31 protein-coding genes are annotated in these 16,798 nt (G+C 35.0%); all 31 read left to right on the top strand.

Annotation, left to right across the window (positions count from 1 at the left end; translation table 11 throughout):
- The first annotated feature begins 2 nt into the window (after nt 1-2).
- Nucleotides 3-1,820 (top strand): DUF5906 domain-containing protein, encoded by a 1,818-nt coding sequence (locus KA926_RS00775; RefSeq protein ID WP_210143437.1) that lies wholly within the window; start codon nt 3-5, stop codon nt 1,818-1,820.
- A 3-nt stretch (nt 1,821-1,823) separates the two neighbouring features.
- Nucleotides 1,824-2,009 carry a hypothetical protein gene (locus KA926_RS00770; RefSeq protein ID WP_210143436.1) on the top strand — a complete coding sequence of 62 codons (186 nt, stop codon included), beginning with the start codon at nt 1,824-1,826 and terminating at the stop codon, nt 2,007-2,009.
- A gap of 5 nt (nt 2,010-2,014) precedes the next feature.
- Nucleotides 2,015-2,293 (top strand): helix-turn-helix domain-containing protein, encoded by a 279-nt coding sequence (locus tag KA926_RS00765; RefSeq protein ID WP_210143289.1) that lies wholly within the window; start codon nt 2,015-2,017, stop codon nt 2,291-2,293.
- Between the two features lie 395 nt (nt 2,294-2,688).
- On the top strand, nt 2,689-2,877 hold the full coding sequence (locus KA926_RS00760; RefSeq protein WP_210143287.1) for a hypothetical protein: 189 nt from the start codon (nt 2,689-2,691) through the stop codon (nt 2,875-2,877).
- 1 nt (nt 2,878) lies between these two features.
- On the top strand, nt 2,879-3,232 hold the full coding sequence (locus tag KA926_RS00755) for an SA1788 family PVL leukocidin-associated protein (RefSeq protein ID WP_210143435.1): 354 nt from the start codon (nt 2,879-2,881) through the stop codon (nt 3,230-3,232).
- A complete protein-coding gene (locus KA926_RS00750; protein ID WP_210143434.1) occupies nt 3,233-3,799 on the top strand; it encodes a DUF3310 domain-containing protein in 567 nt (188 codons plus the stop codon).
- On the top strand, nt 3,800-4,105 hold the full coding sequence (locus KA926_RS00745; protein ID WP_210143433.1) for a DUF1140 family protein: 306 nt from the start codon (nt 3,800-3,802) through the stop codon (nt 4,103-4,105).
- Nucleotides 4,102-4,302, top strand: a complete 201-nt coding sequence (locus KA926_RS00740) for a hypothetical protein (protein WP_210143432.1) — start codon at nt 4,102-4,104, stop codon at nt 4,300-4,302. The genes KA926_RS00745 and KA926_RS00740 overlap by 4 nt, the downstream gene beginning before the upstream one ends.
- A complete protein-coding gene (locus KA926_RS00735; protein ID WP_210143431.1) occupies nt 4,296-4,667 on the top strand; it encodes a hypothetical protein in 372 nt (123 codons plus the stop codon). Before KA926_RS00740 ends, KA926_RS00735 begins: the two co-directional genes overlap by 7 nt.
- Nucleotides 4,668-5,045, top strand: coding sequence for a YopX family protein (locus KA926_RS00730; RefSeq protein WP_210139497.1), 378 nt, complete (start codon nt 4,668-4,670; stop codon nt 5,043-5,045).
- A 6-nt stretch (nt 5,046-5,051) separates the two neighbouring features.
- A complete protein-coding gene (locus KA926_RS00725; protein ID WP_348634168.1) occupies nt 5,052-5,240 on the top strand; it encodes a Lar family restriction alleviation protein in 189 nt (62 codons plus the stop codon).
- Nucleotides 5,241-5,242: 2 nt separating this feature from the next.
- Nucleotides 5,243-5,518: a hypothetical protein gene (locus tag KA926_RS00720; protein ID WP_210139495.1), complete on the top strand. Its 276-nt coding sequence runs from the start codon at nt 5,243-5,245 to the stop codon at nt 5,516-5,518.
- Between the two features lies 1 nt (nt 5,519).
- Nucleotides 5,520-5,858, top strand: coding sequence for a hypothetical protein (locus KA926_RS00715; protein ID WP_210143430.1), 339 nt, complete (start codon nt 5,520-5,522; stop codon nt 5,856-5,858).
- Nucleotides 5,812-6,333, top strand: coding sequence for a dUTP diphosphatase (locus tag KA926_RS00710; RefSeq protein ID WP_210143429.1), 522 nt, complete (start codon nt 5,812-5,814; stop codon nt 6,331-6,333). Before KA926_RS00715 ends, KA926_RS00710 begins: the two co-directional genes overlap by 47 nt.
- A gap of 36 nt (nt 6,334-6,369) precedes the next feature.
- Nucleotides 6,370-6,561, top strand: a complete 192-nt coding sequence (locus KA926_RS00705) for a DUF1381 domain-containing protein (RefSeq protein ID WP_210143428.1) — start codon at nt 6,370-6,372, stop codon at nt 6,559-6,561.
- Complete coding sequence (gene rinB, locus KA926_RS00700; RefSeq protein WP_210133361.1) at nt 6,558-6,686, top strand: transcriptional activator RinB; 129 nt, start codon at nt 6,558-6,560, stop codon at nt 6,684-6,686. Before KA926_RS00705 ends, rinB begins: the two co-directional genes overlap by 4 nt.
- Entirely contained in the window at nt 6,683-6,892 is a 210-nt protein-coding gene (locus KA926_RS00695) for a hypothetical protein (RefSeq protein WP_210133363.1), read from the top strand. The genes rinB and KA926_RS00695 overlap by 4 nt, the downstream gene beginning before the upstream one ends.
- Nucleotides 6,893-6,902: 10 nt before the next feature.
- Entirely contained in the window at nt 6,903-7,271 is a 369-nt protein-coding gene (locus tag KA926_RS00690) for a hypothetical protein (RefSeq protein WP_210143427.1), read from the top strand.
- Between the two features lie 14 nt (nt 7,272-7,285).
- On the top strand, nt 7,286-7,699 hold the full coding sequence (locus KA926_RS00685; RefSeq protein WP_210139481.1) for a hypothetical protein: 414 nt from the start codon (nt 7,286-7,288) through the stop codon (nt 7,697-7,699).
- Nucleotides 7,700-8,353: 654 nt separating this feature from the next.
- On the top strand, nt 8,354-8,704 hold the full coding sequence (locus KA926_RS00680) for an HNH endonuclease (RefSeq protein WP_210143426.1): 351 nt from the start codon (nt 8,354-8,356) through the stop codon (nt 8,702-8,704).
- 152 nt (nt 8,705-8,856) lie between these two features.
- Nucleotides 8,857-9,768: an HNH endonuclease gene (locus KA926_RS00675; RefSeq protein ID WP_210143425.1), complete on the top strand. Its 912-nt coding sequence runs from the start codon at nt 8,857-8,859 to the stop codon at nt 9,766-9,768.
- A gap of 5 nt (nt 9,769-9,773) precedes the next feature.
- Nucleotides 9,774-10,238 carry a phage terminase small subunit P27 family gene (locus tag KA926_RS00670; RefSeq protein WP_210143424.1) on the top strand — a complete coding sequence of 155 codons (465 nt, stop codon included), beginning with the start codon at nt 9,774-9,776 and terminating at the stop codon, nt 10,236-10,238.
- A complete protein-coding gene (locus KA926_RS00665) occupies nt 10,228-11,919 on the top strand; it encodes a terminase large subunit (protein WP_210143423.1) in 1,692 nt (563 codons plus the stop codon). Before KA926_RS00670 ends, KA926_RS00665 begins: the two co-directional genes overlap by 11 nt.
- A gap of 11 nt (nt 11,920-11,930) precedes the next feature.
- On the top strand, nt 11,931-12,125 hold the full coding sequence (locus KA926_RS00660; RefSeq protein WP_019469716.1) for a hypothetical protein: 195 nt from the start codon (nt 11,931-11,933) through the stop codon (nt 12,123-12,125).
- A 2-nt stretch (nt 12,126-12,127) separates the two neighbouring features.
- A complete protein-coding gene (locus tag KA926_RS00655; protein ID WP_204190645.1) occupies nt 12,128-13,363 on the top strand; it encodes a phage portal protein in 1,236 nt (411 codons plus the stop codon).
- A complete protein-coding gene (locus tag KA926_RS00650) occupies nt 13,350-13,907 on the top strand; it encodes an HK97 family phage prohead protease (RefSeq protein ID WP_019469714.1) in 558 nt (185 codons plus the stop codon). The genes KA926_RS00655 and KA926_RS00650 overlap by 14 nt, the downstream gene beginning before the upstream one ends.
- 41 nt (nt 13,908-13,948) lie before the next feature.
- Nucleotides 13,949-15,310, top strand: coding sequence for a phage major capsid protein (locus KA926_RS00645; protein ID WP_210143422.1), 1,362 nt, complete (start codon nt 13,949-13,951; stop codon nt 15,308-15,310).
- Between the two features lie 18 nt (nt 15,311-15,328).
- Nucleotides 15,329-15,667 carry a head-tail connector protein gene (locus KA926_RS00640; RefSeq protein WP_210143421.1) on the top strand — a complete coding sequence of 113 codons (339 nt, stop codon included), beginning with the start codon at nt 15,329-15,331 and terminating at the stop codon, nt 15,665-15,667.
- Nucleotides 15,657-15,986, top strand: coding sequence for a hypothetical protein (locus KA926_RS00635; RefSeq protein ID WP_210123974.1), 330 nt, complete (start codon nt 15,657-15,659; stop codon nt 15,984-15,986). The genes KA926_RS00640 and KA926_RS00635 overlap by 11 nt, the downstream gene beginning before the upstream one ends.
- The gene (locus KA926_RS00630; RefSeq protein WP_107520618.1) at nt 15,983-16,387 is read left to right on the top strand and encodes an HK97-gp10 family putative phage morphogenesis protein; all 405 of its coding nucleotides are present in this window, start codon (nt 15,983-15,985) and stop codon (nt 16,385-16,387) included. The genes KA926_RS00635 and KA926_RS00630 overlap by 4 nt, the downstream gene beginning before the upstream one ends.
- Nucleotides 16,388-16,391: 4 nt before the next feature.
- The gene (locus KA926_RS00625; protein ID WP_069794759.1) at nt 16,392-16,796 is read left to right on the top strand and encodes a hypothetical protein; all 405 of its coding nucleotides are present in this window, start codon (nt 16,392-16,394) and stop codon (nt 16,794-16,796) included.
- Nucleotides 16,797-16,798: the final 2 nt, after the last annotated feature.

Genomic DNA, 16,798 nt, shown 5'->3' with positions numbered 1-16,798 from the left:
CATTGTATGTAGAATACAAAGACGACAACTCAAAACACGCAACAAATGATGCTGATGTGAGTGAATTCTCAGATAGTTTCAGAAATGCCGGTTGGTTATTAACTGATAACGATCTTGTTGTGGATATCGATAACCTACCTAAAGAAACTATTAAAAAAATGCTTAAAACATTCAACATTAACACCCAAACAGTTTGGACTGATAGAGGTGTACATCTTTACTTCAAAAAACCTGCCACGTTTAGAGGTGCAGGTGCGGTCACGCCACTCGGTTTTGAAGTAGAGTACAAACATTTGAAAAATACTAAATCGGTCACAATTAAACGTAAAGGTGAAATGAGAAACATTGAGAACCAAGGTGTTAGAGAAGCCTTACCATTCGTGTTATCGAATTCAGTTAGCAAATTAGATTCACTGTTAGGACTTGAAGAAAATGATGGACGCAATCAAAAACTTTACAAGCATAAAATGAAGCTTAACCGACATAAACATACAGATGCGATACTAGCATTTATTAATGATTATATATTTGCAGAACCAATGGAACAATCAGAATTTGAAACTGTATCTCGTTCAAGTGATTCAGGTTCGACAGATCAAGACGAACATTACGCTAAAGCAACAGAGATCATGAATATATTTCAAACAGTTATTTATGGAGACACCTTGTACTTCAAAGATAACGACGGTGAGTTTACAGATGATACAGCTATTCTTAGGCAACATATTTTCAGATTGTCAGGACCTAAGAAAACTAACTTTATAGATGAAGTCATGAAACAAGTTGAATATCGTAGTCATCGCATTCCATCTGATACTGTGTTTCCTATTAGATTTAAAAACGGAATACTTCAAGATGGTGAGTTTATTCCAATCAATTACCAAGAGTTTACGCCATATATTATCGACATCGAATACGACCCAGAGGCTAAACCTGTTAAAGAAGTTGATGAATATATAGACCTGCTTACAAATCAAGATGAAGGATATAAAAAACTCTTACATGAAATCATGGGACATACTTTAATAGTTAATCCAGAGTTCAAACGACTTATGGGTAAGTTCTTCATATTCGTTGGAGACGGTGGAAATGGTAAAGGGACTTTACTTACAATAATACGTTCCATATTAGATAGAAAGAACGTTACAGGTCTTTCAATACGCAATATGGCTGATGAAAGATACTTTACAACAATGAAAGGTAAACTTGCCAATCTTGGTGATGATATTCAAGACGAACCTATTAACAATGATCAAATGAAATTACTAAAGAATATTTCAACTTGTGACTATGTATCGATGCGTCAGCTTTATAAACAATCAGAGGACGTTGAATTAACTTGCACATTGATTTTTACATCGAATCATATCTTGAAATCTTTTGAAAAAGGTGCTTCATATAAACGTCGAGTACTTTGGCTGCCGATGTACTCAAAACCAACTAAGAAAGACCCTAAATTTATTACAAAACTAACAACACCAGCAGCAATGAAGTACTGGATTAGATTAATCGTAGATGGATACATGCGACTTTACAATAACGTTGAGTTTTCACAAAGCCCAAGCGTCAATAAATTTAATCAAGATTATCATAATGAAAACGATACTTCAGGTTTATTTTTACAGGACTTTAAAAAAGAAGACATAGAAGGGTTAAGACCGCCTGAAATTTACGATCAGTATGAAGTGTTTTGTGAAGAAAACGGTATAAACGTAATGAGCCGTAAACAATTCCAAGCAAACATAAAAGAAGATTTTAATTTAATGCCGAAACCTATTAAAAAGAACGGCAAAACAATGAGAGCTTATCAGGAGGTATAAACAATGAAAGTATCAATCAAAGAAATAGAAGATCTATATAACATTATCAAACATTGCAAAATTGTATTTGATAACACTATTACAATGGAAGATTTTGAAACTGAAGATGAATTTATCAAAGCTTATCAAGAAGGTGCAAGAATTGAACTTAATGAATACTCAGATCATGAATATATTGATTTGGGGTGATTGAAGTGCCTAAAGTTCCTTTCAATGAAGTGATGAAAAAAGTTCGAAAGCGACATGGTTTAACACAATATGATGTGAGCGTGAAGTCAGGTTTAAGCTTGAAAAGAATTCGAAGTATAGAAAAAGGTGAATACTATTTTACCGGTGTTCATCAAATTGCAAATTTATGTGAAGCATTGCAAATGGGTAAGTTAGCTAAGAAAAGATGGGTTTATGAACTTAGTGAATATGTAAAAATACCCGAATACATTTATTCTCCACATCAAAGAGATAAAAATTCTTAGGGTCGTTACATTTTTGAAAACATGTCGACCTTACTCTCCCAAGGGTTAGAGAGATTTTATTGTCGACCGTTACATCCCGGTTACATGGTTTTTTGAGAAATGTAACCGTCAAAACCCTTGGGAGAGTAAGAGTTTAGAGGATTTGGTTTAAAAGTTACAACAAATAACGCTCAAGATTTTTTCTCAGAGAATATAGACATAAAAGTTACGTCTCTCTTTATAGAAATACTTTTAACTTTATAAAAGATGTAACTATATAACTAAAATAATATATCCCTTGGGAGAGTAAGAGAGCAAGAGTTACAAAAAGGTTACATTGCGTTACATTTTTAAAATTTATGTAACCTCTTGTCTGAATTGTTTAATAATTATCCTTGGAAAAGAAGGTGATCTAAATGAATGAAGAAACAGCGACTATTCGCTATAAGGTCTACGTTGAAAAGCGAGTGTATGTTAATCACGGCGATGATGATAACACCGCGATAGATAAAATAGATAAACAAATGTGGCCATTAAGAGATGAGTACATGGACGCAAAACCATTAGAATTTGAAGACGTAAAAATTATAGATAGGGGTTATTGAGATGGTCAAAACAATTAGAGTACACGACGTAATATATGAAATCAAAGGCGAGAACTACGAGTTAGCAGAGAAGTTGGATATATCAGATGGTTTATTAAGAGGTAGACTGTTGAAAGGTTGGTCGTTAGCAGAAGCTTGCCAAGTACCTAAAGGCATTGACCCTAAAGATTTAGTTTATATCAACTATGCCAAACAGTACGAGGCAGATAACACACAGGCGAAGATTAATTACAGAGAAGAAAAGCACAAGGAAGAACGTCCTTGGTTATACGATGGTACGCCACAAAACCATGACAGAGGTAAGTGGTGCCAGTATTTAATGAATACGAGTATCTTTCCTAAGGCGGTGCATTAGATGAAAATCAGCGATTTAAAAATAGGTAACTACGTTGTTGTGAATGACTTAGGTGCAGGTAAGTATAGCAGTGGCATGCGTGTGATAGGTAGAGTGGTTGAGATTGACGGTAAAGGAAACTATGCGATTATCGAATCGCTACCTAAACACAGATATGAAATCACAGACTTCAACGACTTTGAGTTGTGGACGAAAGAGATAGCAGATAAGACAGAGAGTATGTGTAATCAGAAGGGGTTAAGTAGATTTACTGTTGATAAAAAGCTTTTAGAGGAAGCAAAGGAAAAAGGAATTGATGAGCTAAGAAGAAATATGCTTCAATCCAACGACTTACAACAACGAAAGCGTAAGGAACAGAATGTAAAACCAGATTATTATCAATTTGATGATTTTGAAATGTACGAAATCGTAGAAGCTATTTGCAAACACTATAATCCAGTTGTTGCTGCATGGATAGGACAAGCTATTCAGTACATTGGGAGAGCGCCTAGAAAGAACGGTAAAGAAGATATTGGTAAAGCTAGATGGTATATCCAACGTGCGTTTGAGAATTGGGATGTGAAGTAAATGACACCTAACGACATACTATTAAAAAATTCTGACTTAATTGTTAAATCATTATTTCAAAGAGCTGATAGAACCTATAAACAATTTTTAAAATATAGCCATACAAGTTATGAAGCTGAAGTTGGTACAAGTAGATACTGGAAAGCAGTGGCTGCCGCTGAACAGACGCAGAGAGAAATAAAAGGATTAATTGAACAACTTAAAGCAATGGATGAATATACACAGTGGAGTGAGAAGTTACATCAAGACAGATATAAATTTATTGAGAAGTACGACATTGTAATGGAGAAATATAAATTATCATGATCCTATCCGACACTATCAAAGTTAAGTACAAAATAGATACGAAAGGCAGAAATACTGTCCAAATGGCAAAGCTGCTAAGAGATTGGGGAGTTCGAGGGTTTTTATACTCTGTAAATCCACGTAGTATTGTCATGGCAGTGTTGCCAGAGGATAAGGAACATAACAAGAAAGTAATGGAGGGGTTGAGAAGATGGTAAAGATTAAGCAAAAGAAAACTATGAATTTACCACAGTTGATTGAGCATATTTGGGCTAATAATTTAAGGCACAAGTGGAAAGATTCTGATAATACAAGTGCTTATGTTCAGGTTTATGATGATGGTCAATTAGTAGTTGATAAATGTACTAAAGATTCTGTTTTCACAGTCGAAGTCGAGGAAGAAATTACGGAAGATACAAAAATATCTAAACTAGCACACTATTCAGTTTACGGTTTTAAAGGAACTAAAAATTGTACATCTATAAATGATGTGAAAGATGGTGATTCTATAGCTTTTTACATTATGAATGATGATAGAACAATGACACTTATCTGGACGATTGAGAAAGGGCTGGTGGAGTAGATGATACCGAAGTTTAGATGTTTCATCGATGGTATAGGAATAGTTGGAGTCAAAGCGATTTATTTTGACAGCGAGCAAATTATATTAGAACCGTTTAACGGTGTTGAAAATCAATACATTGCACTTGAAGAAGTCGAACTCCTCCAATCCACAGGGCTTAAAGATGTTAATGGAACGGAAATATTTGAGGGGGATGTAGTTAAACATAACCCTGTACCTAATCCGTTTTTTGAGAATACTAATTTTGAAATTGTTCAAGCTAGAACAGGAGAATGGCGTATAGACAGTATAAGAGGTGGTGCGGTATTAGCGTTCCATAACCACCAAATTAAAGTTATAGGAAGTAAATTTCAGCACCCACATTTACTAGAGGAGTGATGACAAGTGGATTTAATTAAACCCTGTCCCTTTTGTGGTGGTCGAGCGGATATGAGATACAACTTTGACAAAGCGTTTATTGAGTGTACAAACACCAAGTGTAAAATACAACCTTCTACATGGTTACACGTTAAAACAGATAGTGTAGATAAATTAGTTAAGATATGGAATACACGAAATTATAAGGAGTGTTAAATATGAATTCAGAAACGAAATTTCATGTCAGTGTTATGGACGCAAGATTGAAGAAAGTGAAAAAGCAATGTGACCAATACAAACAAGCGTATCAACACTGCGTAGATGACTTAATCGTCTTGCGTGCGAATAATAAACGGTTGGAACGACAAAACGCAGAACAACTCGCATTACTGAAACAGTTTAGAAAGCTTATAGATTATAAATTAACACTGCATCAAGGCAGTTCAATGTATAGAGAATATCGAAGTAAGTTAGATCAGTTGGGGGTTAAGTAGTATGGCGTATGAAAATAAAATAGCAATAGAAAGTTGTATTAAAAGAGTGCATGAACAACAGGGAACTACAGAAAAAGTTCAACAAATTATTAATGAATTAGAAATGGTATATCGCAAAGCGAAGGCGTTTGATGAAATTAAAAAAAGATTTGAAAAAGAATATAAAGCAGAAGTTCTCGAACAAAGTCTGTATTACCCTGAAAATTTTGATAATAGCGAATTTTTAGTAGATGTAGAACATATTTTATATTTTGAAGATGTTAGATATGTAAAAATCAAGGAGGACAAACAAAATGACCAATACACTACAAATCAAACTACTAAGCAACAACGCAACTAAACCTAAGCGAGCGTATGACAGTGCAGGTTATGACATATACGCAGCAGAAACAGTGATACTTGAACCACAACAGAAAGCATTAATTGCAACTGATTTAGCAGTAAATATTCCTAAAGGATATGTAGGATTACTGACAAGCAGAAGTGGTGTGAGTAGTAAGACACATCTAGTAGTTGAAACAGGCAAGATTGACGCAGGGTTTCAAGGTCATATGAGGATTAATATTAAGAATGACCGTTTGCCAATTAAGAAGAAAAGAAGAAGTCTAGCCTACTTAGATATTTCAGGTAAAGGCGTTTGGGAAACAAACAATAATAAAAAATATAAAATTGGAACATACAAAATCAACAAAGGCGACCGACTAGCACAGTTAGTTATCGTACCAATATGGACACCAGAGTTAGAAACAGTGGAGGAATTTGAAAGTGAAACAGCAAGAGGAGAAAAAGGGTTCGGGTCAAGTGGAACAAGATAAAGATATTTTGACTAAGGTAAAGGAAGTGCTACGTAAATGACACAATTCCTAGTACGCAAAACACACCACACAACAGGTGAAGTATTCTTTGATGTAACCAGAGCTAAGGAGAATGAAGAGTTCGTTGTAGTGGATGCAGAGAATAAGGAAGATGCGTTGGAGTGGTATAAGGAACACAACGAAAGAACGGATTGGAAAAATATTAATAGAAAGGACAATGACCAATGAAACAAATACTAAAACTATTATTAACACTTGCACTCTATGAACTAAGTAAAGAGGTCACTTACGAAATCATTTGCCGCATACAAGCGAATGATATGGTCCCGAAGGATTATGAGGTGAATGAATGATGTGGATAATAACAACAATCGTGTTAGGGTGTGTTGCGATACTCACGCTTATATACAATGCCATCAAAGACGCAAAGATAAATGCGTTAGAGTATGAAGTCGGTTATCTGTTATACACAATATTTGAAAAGGATTTGCCTAAGAGAGAGTTGGACGATGAAGATATACGCAAGATTAAAGAAGAGTTAGATAAACGTATGAAGTAGGTGTGAAAGTATGAGTGAAACTAAATCAGTAAAAAATAATGATTTTTCTGAAGTTGCAGGGGTTCTTTTAAAACTTCGTAGATACGAAGCGTTACAGTGGGTTTGTCCCAATTGTGATAAAACACTATCTAGTCTTGACTTAGATTTACCTAAAGTTAAATATCCTGTTGAACACAAAGACAATAAACTTGTAATTGAAGGGTACTATCTTAAATGTCATAACTGCCATTACAGGATAGATTATGAAAAACCTATTGCAATAGGTACAGATGGATACAATGAATTGCCAACAATTATTAAGGGGTTTCGAACAGAAAGAGAACTGACTGACGAAGAAAAGGTGAAAGCATATAATAACGTAATCAATTCAATAATTTAACTGGGAGGTATCGCATGTATACACGTGAAGATATAAGAGAAATGATAGACAATTATAAGTGGATGAACAATATTGTAACGTCGCAAGTTTATGATGCAGATAGTACTTCGGTTGCACAATACGGTATTGAATCTACTATGCCTAAAGCTAAAGGACAAACAGGTGACAAAGTATTACTTAAGGTCATGAACAGAAACAAAGCGTGGAGAAGAAACATTAAACTGATAGAGAAGATAGAATTCATTGATAAGTATGAGGAACATATAACTAATGAAATGAACTACCACATTCTACAAATGATTAAATTAGGCACACAACATAAAACTGTCATGGACCTTATGGAGATTAAAAGCAAGTCAACATTTTATGGATGTCTAAATGAGATAGTAAATGTATACATGGACGCACAACAAGGTCATTTCGATTAGTGTACGAAACGAACACATCGAACCAATCGAACACATCGAACGATGATAGGCGTTTGATATTAATACGTTATATAATATATGCATAGGAAGTCTGGATGGTAGCTTTAGAGGTGAAGTTATTATTCAGTAGGTATGTAAATTTAATACTATATTATATGAGGCACGTTACTTTTGTAGCGTGTCTTTTTGTATGCACCTAATCTTAATGACCCACACAATAAGGACGCACATATTAAAGGACACTACTTATTAAGGTGGGGATTAAAGGTCATACTAATTAAGGTCACATACTTTAAGGTCATCACTTACACATTGAGTGTATGACAGATAGAACGATGAACATTCATTTATATATTAAAAAGGTTTCATTAGTTTAAGAGATTAATTGAAACATTAAATCATAATTAGAATATAAAGTTTGTTTGTTGTTTCTTTACAATTGAATATTAAAAGAATTGTTTTATTGATCATAAACTTTATTAGATTAATTTGCATTTGATTGATGAAACAATTTCTAAAGTTAAAGACAAAATGATTTGAGATTATAATTTCTTATTTCGTTTTGTCTTTTATTATTTCTAAAACTAAATTACAAATTGAAATTAATAAAACAAAATTAAATAAATAAAATTCAAATGAAAGAAGTTGATTCATTTGTTTGTTCAACCAAAGGTTCGACTTGGTAACAAGAACTATACTCAAACCGAGTTGCAAAGGTATAGGAAAGCCAATACCAAAAGGTATAACCAAGAGGTTAGGCAGAATGGACGTAATAAGGAGTATACAGCGTTCTACAATAGCACACAGTGGCGTAAGCTACGTCAACAGGTGTTAATACGTGATAACTATCTTTGCCAACATTGCTTGGCTGAAGGCATTGTGAACGACAAAGATTTAATTGTCCATCACAAGATTGAATTGAAACGGGATTGGTCGAAAAGACTGGATATGGAAAATTTAGAGGCGGTATGCATTTCATGCCACAACAAAATTCATGGGAAATAATTTGTTGAGATTTTATTTTTTGAGAATAATTTTTGGTAGGCTTTGAAAAACCCGGTGCCGGTCTGACGGCGTTCGAAAACGAGCACAACTTTCGCTTTGAAAAATGTTGAAAATAAAACGTAAAATTTCGTAAAGTAAATATGCTTTACACAATGGAGGTGGATGAAATAGCTAAATTAAGTCAATCTGATATAGAAATCATTTTAGATTTGTATAAAAATGGTGAAACATTCACCAACATAGCTAAAAAGTTTAATGTATCAAGAAGCAGCGTAACAAGACGAATAAAACAAGCTGGTGTTTATAGACTAGATTCATCTAAAACTTGCGTTAATTGTGGAAGTGTATTTTATCCTTCCAACTACGCGTCTCAAATACAAAGATTTTGTTCAGATAATTGTAGACAACACAATTTTTGGAAAGATAAAGAACGTCCTAAAAAGCCTAAAACAATAGCTAATTGTAGGTATTGTGGCAATCTATATGAAAAAAATGGCCGTTCTAGTTATTGTTCAGTTAGCTGTAAAGAAAAACAATATGAAAAAGATAAAAATAGAGGACGAAAAATTAGATTTTATAAAGTGGATTGTGAATATTGTAAAACAAAAGAACTGAGCAAAGTCAAAAAAAGATATTGTTCAGACCGATGTGCAGATAAACATTACGAGATAAAAAGAAGAAACAGAAAAAGAAAGTTGAAAAAGTGTAAGATATGCAATTCTTGGCATTCTAAAAGAGGCGTATATTGTAGCATAAAGTGTGGGAAAAAAGCGCACAAACATAGAAGTAGTGAGCGAATGATCTTAGCTAGAAAAAATGGCCAATTCGACGCTGATATAGATATATACAAGTTAATAGAACGAGATGGAGGATGTTGTTACTTATGCGGTGACGATGTCCTTTTTTCATACAATTTTAATCATCCGAAATATCCAACTATAGAGCATGTAGTGCCTATATCTAAAGGTGGAACGCATTCTTGGGATAATGTAATGGTGGCGTGCCGTGATTGTAACACTAGAAAGAAAACTAAATCATTAGATGATTTTCTGAAAGGGAGGTGAGTGAGTTGGCTGAACGTAAATTGTTATCACAACAAAAAAGCAGACGTACAAAAGAGGTGCAAGAAGAAAAACAAGCTACGGAAGAAGCTATGAACGAACTTACTCCTTTAACAGATGAAGCGCCAGAGTGGTTAGACAATGATGCTAAAAAAGAATGGAAACGAATATTACCTCTGATTAAAGAATTACCCGTGAAAGACTTAGATAAAGGTTTATTAGCAACTTATTGCCAAACGTATAGCAATTACAAGAACGCGACTCTCAAATTAGAAGAAGAAGGGATGGTCATTGAAACAGAAAGAGGGACAAAGTTATCTAGTTATTACACAGTACAAAGAGATAGCGTAAACACAATGAACTCCATTTGTCCTAAATTAGGATTAACCGTTGAATCACGTTTGAAAATACTAGCACCTAGCAACGATAAAGAAAAGTCAGACCCATTTGAGGATTTAATGGATGACAAATAAAGATTTTGTTACCGAATATGCTCAAAAAGTAGTTAATGGCGAAATATTAGCTAGTAATAAAAACGTGAAAGTGTGTCAAAGACATTTAGATGATTTGAATAATAAAGATTTGCCTTACGATTTTTACGTAGATAAAGCAAATCATGTTATTAAATTCCTTGAAATGTTACCTGACCCAAAAACAAGTAAAAAAATGGAACTTGCAGGTTTTCAAAAGTTTATTGTAGGTAGTTTATACGGTTGGCAAGACAGCGAAGGCTACAAAAGGTTTACTAAAGCATATATATCACTCTCCCGCAAGAACGGAAAAACACTTTTAGTAAGTGGTTTAGGATTATATGAAATGTTAATGGGCGATGATCCAGTCAATGAGCGTTTAATTGGTTTAAGTGCTAACAGTCGTGACCAAGCAGGTATTGCTTATGACATGACATACGCGCAACTTAGTGCAATAAGACGCGTTTCACCTAAGATGAAGCAATTAACTAAGATTACGCCTAGTGCTAAAGAAATATTGAATACGAATGACCGGAGTAAGATTAAAGCTGTTTCTAACGAAGCTGCCAACCTCGAAGGTCACCAATTCAGTTATGCAATTATCGATGAATACCACGAAGCAAAAGACAAAAAGATATACGAAACATTAAGACGTGGGCAAGTGTTATTACACAATCCTAGCTTAATTATTATTTCCACTGCTGGCACTAATATGAATGGTCCTATGTACGAAGAATATTTGTATATAGATAAAATATTAGACGGTATCTCACCTAATGATAATTATTTCATATTTTGTGCTGAACAAGATAATGAAGATGAAGTACATGATCCTGAAACATGGATTAAATCTAATCCATTGATGGAGTTGCCAGAACTCAAAAAATTGCTGACCAAAAACATTCAACCAGAAGTTAGAACGGCTTTAGATAGTGGAAGTGGATTAAACGGCATACTGATTAAGAATTTCAATATGTGGCGTGCAGCAAGCACAGAGTCCTATTTAGACTTTAACGATTGGAAAAAGAACGAAACTGATTTTGACATTAACTATTCTAAAGTGTATATCGGTTTAGACTTATCACGCGCTGATGATTTAACGGCAATTTCATTCATACACCTAGATGAAACGAATAAACAATACTATATAACGTCACACTCATTTGTAGGCACAAAGGGCGGCCTACAAGGCAAGATAGAACGTGACCTTATTGACTATCGTCAATTGTCAGAAGATGGTTTCTGCACCATCACAGACTTGTCTAGCGGGATTATTAATACTAACCAAGTGCTAGATTACATTGAAACGTATGTAAACAGACACAACCTAGATGTTCAAGCTATATGCTATGACCCGTATTCAATACACGGTGTGTTAGCAGAGATTGAGCGTAGAGAATGGTATTACGACTTGTATGAAATAAGACAAGGGCCACAAACACTTTCTAATCCTAATTTAGACTTCAGATTAAACGTAATCAACGGAGATATTAAGCATCATAAAAACCCATTGTTAGATACAGCGGTAAAAAATGCTGTTGCTAAGAATGTGAACGATTCAATCATGATTGAAAAGAAAATGAACAGACATAAAATTGATCCATTAATGGCCACTATATTCGCTTATGTGATAGCAAGTGAGCATGAATGGGACGCAGAAACGTTTATGCCAATGTTCTTATAGGAGGTGTGACGATGAAGAAAACCTTATACGCACTTGTGGTGATATTACTATTCGTTGTGGGCTTAATAGGGCTGTTCTACGGCTTGTTTATACTTTGGGAGCCATTAGCCTATATTATTGGTGGTTTGCTGCTCATAGGCCTCTCAGGCGTTTTAAACCAAGCGTATGACAATACCTCGATAAGTCAGAAAGGGGGTGACAGTTAAAGATGCCATTACTTGATTTAGGATTTACAAGTAAGCAAGAAAAGATGAATAGAGATTTAGAACGATTATTGTATTGGCAAGAACACGGTACACATGCAAGCTATGTTGGTATAAACGCTTTGCGTAATAGTGATGTGTTCACTGCGACACGTATTATATCTGCAGACATAGCAAGTACTAAGTTAAAGGTTAAAGGTCACGAAACAAATACGGTTATGAATCAAATATTAGATCTATTCAATAATAATCCGCATTCTGATTTACCAGGTTGGCATTTCAAATTCATAATCATTGCGAATATGTTGCTTAACGGACAATCTTTCGTTGAAATTATACGTGATAAAAACGATTTCCCGGTTGGTTTCCACTTCTTACATAACGATTTAGTAGGAATAGAGGAAAAAGACGGCGAAATTGTTTATAACGTTAGTGAAGATGTGGAGGGTAATGCAGCTAAGATAACCAGTGAAGATATATTGCACTTTAGATATATCACATTAGATGGATATGTTGGCTATAGTCCTTTATATGCGTTAGCACATGAGATTGGTATATCACAAGGCTCAAAGAGTTTCTTACGCAACTTCTTTGATAATGGTGGTACATCAACGTCTGTGTTGCAATACAAAAAAGGTCAAATTAACGCAGAACAATTAAGGGATTTGAAACAAAACTTTGCAGAAAGTCAGTTGAAAAACAATGGTGGATTAGTTGCTATTGACGACACGATGGACTTTAAACGATTGCAAATACCCGTTGAAGTTTTGAATTTCTTAAACAGTTATAAGTTCAGTACTTCACAAGTTGCTAAAGCGTTTGGTTTGCCGGTATCTAAGTTAGGTATTGAAACAGTTAATACATCTATCACACAAGCAAATCTTGAGTATTTGCAAAGTACATTAGATCCAATATTTAAGATGATGATTTCAGAATTAGAAACCAAGATATTTAAGTTTATTGATTCGGGTTATGAATTAGAGTTTGATTCATCACGTCTGATAGACATAGACCCAGAACTACAATTACAACGTATTACAGAATTGCATGGTAAAGGGATTATATCTACAGACGAGGCAAGAAGTGTATTTGGTTATCAACCTATTGAACATGGTGAACAACCACTTGTGGACCTTAACAGAGCGCCACTTTCTACTTTACAGAACTATCAAGAATCTAAGATAGACAAAGAAGTCGAAAAGAACTCCATTAAAGGGGGTGATGAGTATGACGAACAGTAACGTTGACACTGGACAACAAGACATGGTTGTTGAAGGTTACGCAATTATCTTTAATTCAACGAGCGATGACTTGGGTGGATTCAGAGAAATAGTAGCACCAAATGCCTTAGACGGTGTAGATGTAAGCGATGTGAAATGTTTAATTAACCACGATTTCAGTTATGTTATAGGTCGAACACAAGCAGGAACGCTTGAGTTACAAGTGGATGAAAAAGGATTGTACTTTAAGTGCCACTTACCTAACACATCTTACGCTAGAGATATTTATGAAAATATTAAAGCAGGCAATGTAAACCAGTGTAGTTTCTTCTACACATTACCACCTAATGACTCAACAGCTCGCACATGGCAAAACATTGATAATGAGTACGTTCAAACCATAAATAAAATCGATGAACTTATTGAAGTCAGTATTGTTACAATACCTGCATACAAAGACACATCGGTTGAAGTCGGTCAACGTGCAAAAGATTTAAAGAAATTCAAACAGTTGGAACAAATGAAAATCGCGCTAGACATAGAAAGCCTTCGTTTTGAAACGTAAGGCTATTTTTTATGCACAAATTTAATAAGGAGTGATATTGCATGGCCAATTTAGATGAGCGCAAAAAAGAAATCGCTAGTTTGATTTCTAAAGCGCAAGAAGCAGTCGAAAAGGGCGACCTTGAAACTGCGCGTAATTTAAAAGCTGATATTGATGCACAGAAAAAAGAATTTGAAGAACTCGAACAGCTTTCACAAGAAATTGAAGCATCGGCACCTAAGTTAGAAGAAACGCCACCTCAAAGTGAAGGTGCAGAAGTCGAAGATAACAAAGGTGATGACACTGGAGAAGGGTCAGAAAGTAAACCATCTGACGACAAAGAGGAGAAACCGTCAGACGAAGAAAAACCTGATGATAAACCAAAACCAGATGTTAAACCTGAACCTGAAGAAAAACCAGAAGCACCTGCTATCGAGAAAGTAGAAGAACCTACTGAAGAAGAATTAGAAGAAGAAAAAGACAAAAAGAAAAAAGAAGGAGCGAAACGTTCTATGGCGAAATTAAATCAAAACCCAGAGGAAAGCTTAGAAGTACAAGGCTTTGAACAATACATGAAATCAAAAGGGGCTAAACGTGACAACGTTAAATCAGACGATGTTGGCGTAACTATCCCAGAGGATATTAAATATATTCCTGAAAAAGAAGTAAACACAGTACAAGACTTATCAGAATTGGTACAAAAAACATCAGTATCAACTGCAAGTGGTAAGTACCCAATCTTAAAACGCGCTAACGCTAAATTCAACACTGTTGCTGAATTAGAGAAAAACCCAGAGTTAGCTCGTCCAGAATTCGAAACAGTAAATTGGGAAGTTGAAACATATCGTGGATCTATTCCAATCTCACAAGAAGCATTAGACGATTCAGTTGCTAACTTAACTGCTATTGTGTCTGAAAACATCAACGAACAAAAAATCAACACTTTAAACGAAAAAATCGGAGATGTATTAAAAGCGTTCAATCCGACATCTATTTCTGATGTGGACGACTTAAAAGCAATCATCAACGTTAAATTAGATCCTGGTTATGACCGTCAAATCATCTGTACTCAAAGCTTCTACCAAAAACTTGATACATTGAAAGACGGTAACGGACGTTACTTATTACAAGACAGCATCATCAACACTGCTGGTAATACTGTATTAGGTATGAATGTAACTGTAGTACGTGATGACTTATTAGGTGAGAACGGAGACGCATTAGCGTTCATCGGTGATGTAAAACGTGGTGTGTTATTTGCAGACCGTACAGACGTGTCAGTGCAATGGATTGAAAACGAAATCTACGGTAAATACTTGATGGGTGCTTTCCGTTTCGATGTTAAACAAGCAGACAAAAACGCTGGTTTCTTCGTAACATTTGAAGATGCAGCAACAGAACCTAGTGGAGATTTAGGAGCATAAGTAAAGTAGGTGACTTCAATGTTTAGATTAGACAACGTTGAATCAATTAAGAAGTCTATTAGAGTGGACTATGACATAGATGACGATGAAATTATGCACGTCTTTCTACCAAACGCTATAGACAGCGTAAAAACAGCCGTTTCTTTAAATGAAAGTGATGAACCTTTTTTCAAAGACAATCCCACTTTCAATAGATTGGTGTTAATTACTATTGCTCATATGCAGGATAATCGTTCTCGAACTTCAAATGAGCAAATCTTTGATAACCCATCATACCTATCTGGAATACAAACATTAAGAGCTAAATTAGCTAAATGGCGCAGAGATAACATCGAGGTGATAGCCGATGAATCTTAACCAATTAGATTACAGAGTTACGTTTTACGAGAATACTAATGACGGTCCAGAAGCTGGTATGAATGAACGAAACGAGTTATATAGTTGTTTTGCTGGATTGTATGAGCCTACACAAAAAGACGTTCAGTTAGGAAACTTAGAACTTAGCAAAAGGTCAGTCACATTAAATATTAGAGATGCACAACCTCAATTTATACCTAACGTAAACCAAACGTTTGAGATACAGAACGGTATGTATGCAGGGTTGTTTTTTAATGTCAAAAATGTGGCACCTGCTAAGTCACCTAACTACGTCAAAGTCGTAGGTGAAGAACAATGACGGTAACAGTAAAAGGTGATAAAGAAATAATCGCTTATTTAGAAAAGAAATACGGCAGATCTGCTACTAAGCGCATAACAGACTTTGCACTAACTAAAGGTGGACAGAAAGTTGTTCAAATAATCAAAAACAACATGAAGTCATTTAAAGATACTGGTGAATCTGTCGAAGAAACGACAGTATCTAAACCTATGACGATAAATGGTGTACGCACAGTGAAAATTCATTGGCGTGGACCCAAACAGCGTTATAGGATTATCCACTTAAATGAATATGGCCACTTTGACCGTGCTGGAAAGTGGGTTAATACAGCTGGTAAAGGTGTTATTGAAAACGCTATGCGTGAAGGCAGAGAAACGTATTTCAGAACAGTTAAAGAAGAAATGAGGAAGAGGGTGTAACTTATTGGATGACATCACAATGAAGATATACCAAGCGATTATAGATAACAAAGAAATTATGGAGCATGTTCCTAAGAACAATATAAAGTTCTTCGATTATCCCAACGCACAAGAAATCAAAGATGTAGTGATTGTTATAGATCCATTGGATACACCTAAACCTTCTGATTTCGGCGATGACGATAATTTAACTTACGAATACTTTTATCAAATAGATGTATTTGTAAAGCAAAAGCAAGGTGTAAACGGACGAGTCCTATCAGATAGGCTCGTTTTTTTATTGCAAAGAATGATGTGGGAAGTATTGGGATTTGGCGAAGCATCTTCCATGAAACCCGAATATATCAAGGAGTTCAATATCTACCGACAAGCTAAACGATTTGAAGGTAAACAATATTTTAATTTATAGGA

Source organism: Staphylococcus sp. GDY8P94P (genome assembly GCF_017892255.1).
Lineage (GTDB): Bacteria > Bacillota > Bacilli > Staphylococcales > Staphylococcaceae > Staphylococcus > Staphylococcus cohnii.
The sequence above is the reverse complement of the archived record's forward strand: the minus strand, read 5'-3'. Positions and strand labels throughout refer to the sequence as shown.

Coding starts and splice junctions, on each gene's coding strand:
- KA926_RS00770 (WP_210143436.1), top strand. CDS start 1,824: ATGAAAGTATCAATCAAAGAAATAGAAGATCTATATAACATTATCAAA.
- KA926_RS00760 (WP_210143287.1), top strand. CDS start 2,689: ATGAATGAAGAAACAGCGACTATTCGCTATAAGGTCTACGTTGAAAAG.
- KA926_RS00755 (WP_210143435.1), top strand. CDS start 2,879: ATGGTCAAAACAATTAGAGTACACGACGTAATATATGAAATCAAAGGC.
- KA926_RS00750 (WP_210143434.1), top strand. CDS start 3,233: ATGAAAATCAGCGATTTAAAAATAGGTAACTACGTTGTTGTGAATGAC.
- KA926_RS00745 (WP_210143433.1), top strand. CDS start 3,800: ATGACACCTAACGACATACTATTAAAAAATTCTGACTTAATTGTTAAA.
- KA926_RS00740 (WP_210143432.1), top strand. CDS start 4,102: ATGATCCTATCCGACACTATCAAAGTTAAGTACAAAATAGATACGAAA.
- KA926_RS00735 (WP_210143431.1), top strand. CDS start 4,296: ATGGTAAAGATTAAGCAAAAGAAAACTATGAATTTACCACAGTTGATT.
- KA926_RS00730 (WP_210139497.1), top strand. CDS start 4,668: ATGATACCGAAGTTTAGATGTTTCATCGATGGTATAGGAATAGTTGGA.
- KA926_RS00720 (WP_210139495.1), top strand. CDS start 5,243: ATGAATTCAGAAACGAAATTTCATGTCAGTGTTATGGACGCAAGATTG.
- KA926_RS00715 (WP_210143430.1), top strand. CDS start 5,520: ATGGCGTATGAAAATAAAATAGCAATAGAAAGTTGTATTAAAAGAGTG.
- KA926_RS00710 (WP_210143429.1), top strand. CDS start 5,812: ATGACCAATACACTACAAATCAAACTACTAAGCAACAACGCAACTAAA.
- KA926_RS00705 (WP_210143428.1), top strand. CDS start 6,370: ATGACACAATTCCTAGTACGCAAAACACACCACACAACAGGTGAAGTA.
- rinB (WP_210133361.1), top strand. CDS start 6,558: ATGAAACAAATACTAAAACTATTATTAACACTTGCACTCTATGAACTA.
- KA926_RS00695 (WP_210133363.1), top strand. CDS start 6,683: ATGATGTGGATAATAACAACAATCGTGTTAGGGTGTGTTGCGATACTC.
- KA926_RS00690 (WP_210143427.1), top strand. CDS start 6,903: ATGAGTGAAACTAAATCAGTAAAAAATAATGATTTTTCTGAAGTTGCA.
- KA926_RS00685 (WP_210139481.1), top strand. CDS start 7,286: ATGTATACACGTGAAGATATAAGAGAAATGATAGACAATTATAAGTGG.
- KA926_RS00675 (WP_210143425.1), top strand. CDS start 8,857: ATGGAGGTGGATGAAATAGCTAAATTAAGTCAATCTGATATAGAAATC.
- KA926_RS00665 (WP_210143423.1), top strand. CDS start 10,228: ATGACAAATAAAGATTTTGTTACCGAATATGCTCAAAAAGTAGTTAAT.
- KA926_RS00660 (WP_019469716.1), top strand. CDS start 11,931: ATGAAGAAAACCTTATACGCACTTGTGGTGATATTACTATTCGTTGTG.
- KA926_RS00655 (WP_204190645.1), top strand. CDS start 12,128: ATGCCATTACTTGATTTAGGATTTACAAGTAAGCAAGAAAAGATGAAT.
- KA926_RS00650 (WP_019469714.1), top strand. CDS start 13,350: ATGACGAACAGTAACGTTGACACTGGACAACAAGACATGGTTGTTGAA.
- KA926_RS00645 (WP_210143422.1), top strand. CDS start 13,949: ATGGCCAATTTAGATGAGCGCAAAAAAGAAATCGCTAGTTTGATTTCT.
- KA926_RS00640 (WP_210143421.1), top strand. CDS start 15,329: ATGTTTAGATTAGACAACGTTGAATCAATTAAGAAGTCTATTAGAGTG.
- KA926_RS00635 (WP_210123974.1), top strand. CDS start 15,657: ATGAATCTTAACCAATTAGATTACAGAGTTACGTTTTACGAGAATACT.
- KA926_RS00630 (WP_107520618.1), top strand. CDS start 15,983: ATGACGGTAACAGTAAAAGGTGATAAAGAAATAATCGCTTATTTAGAA.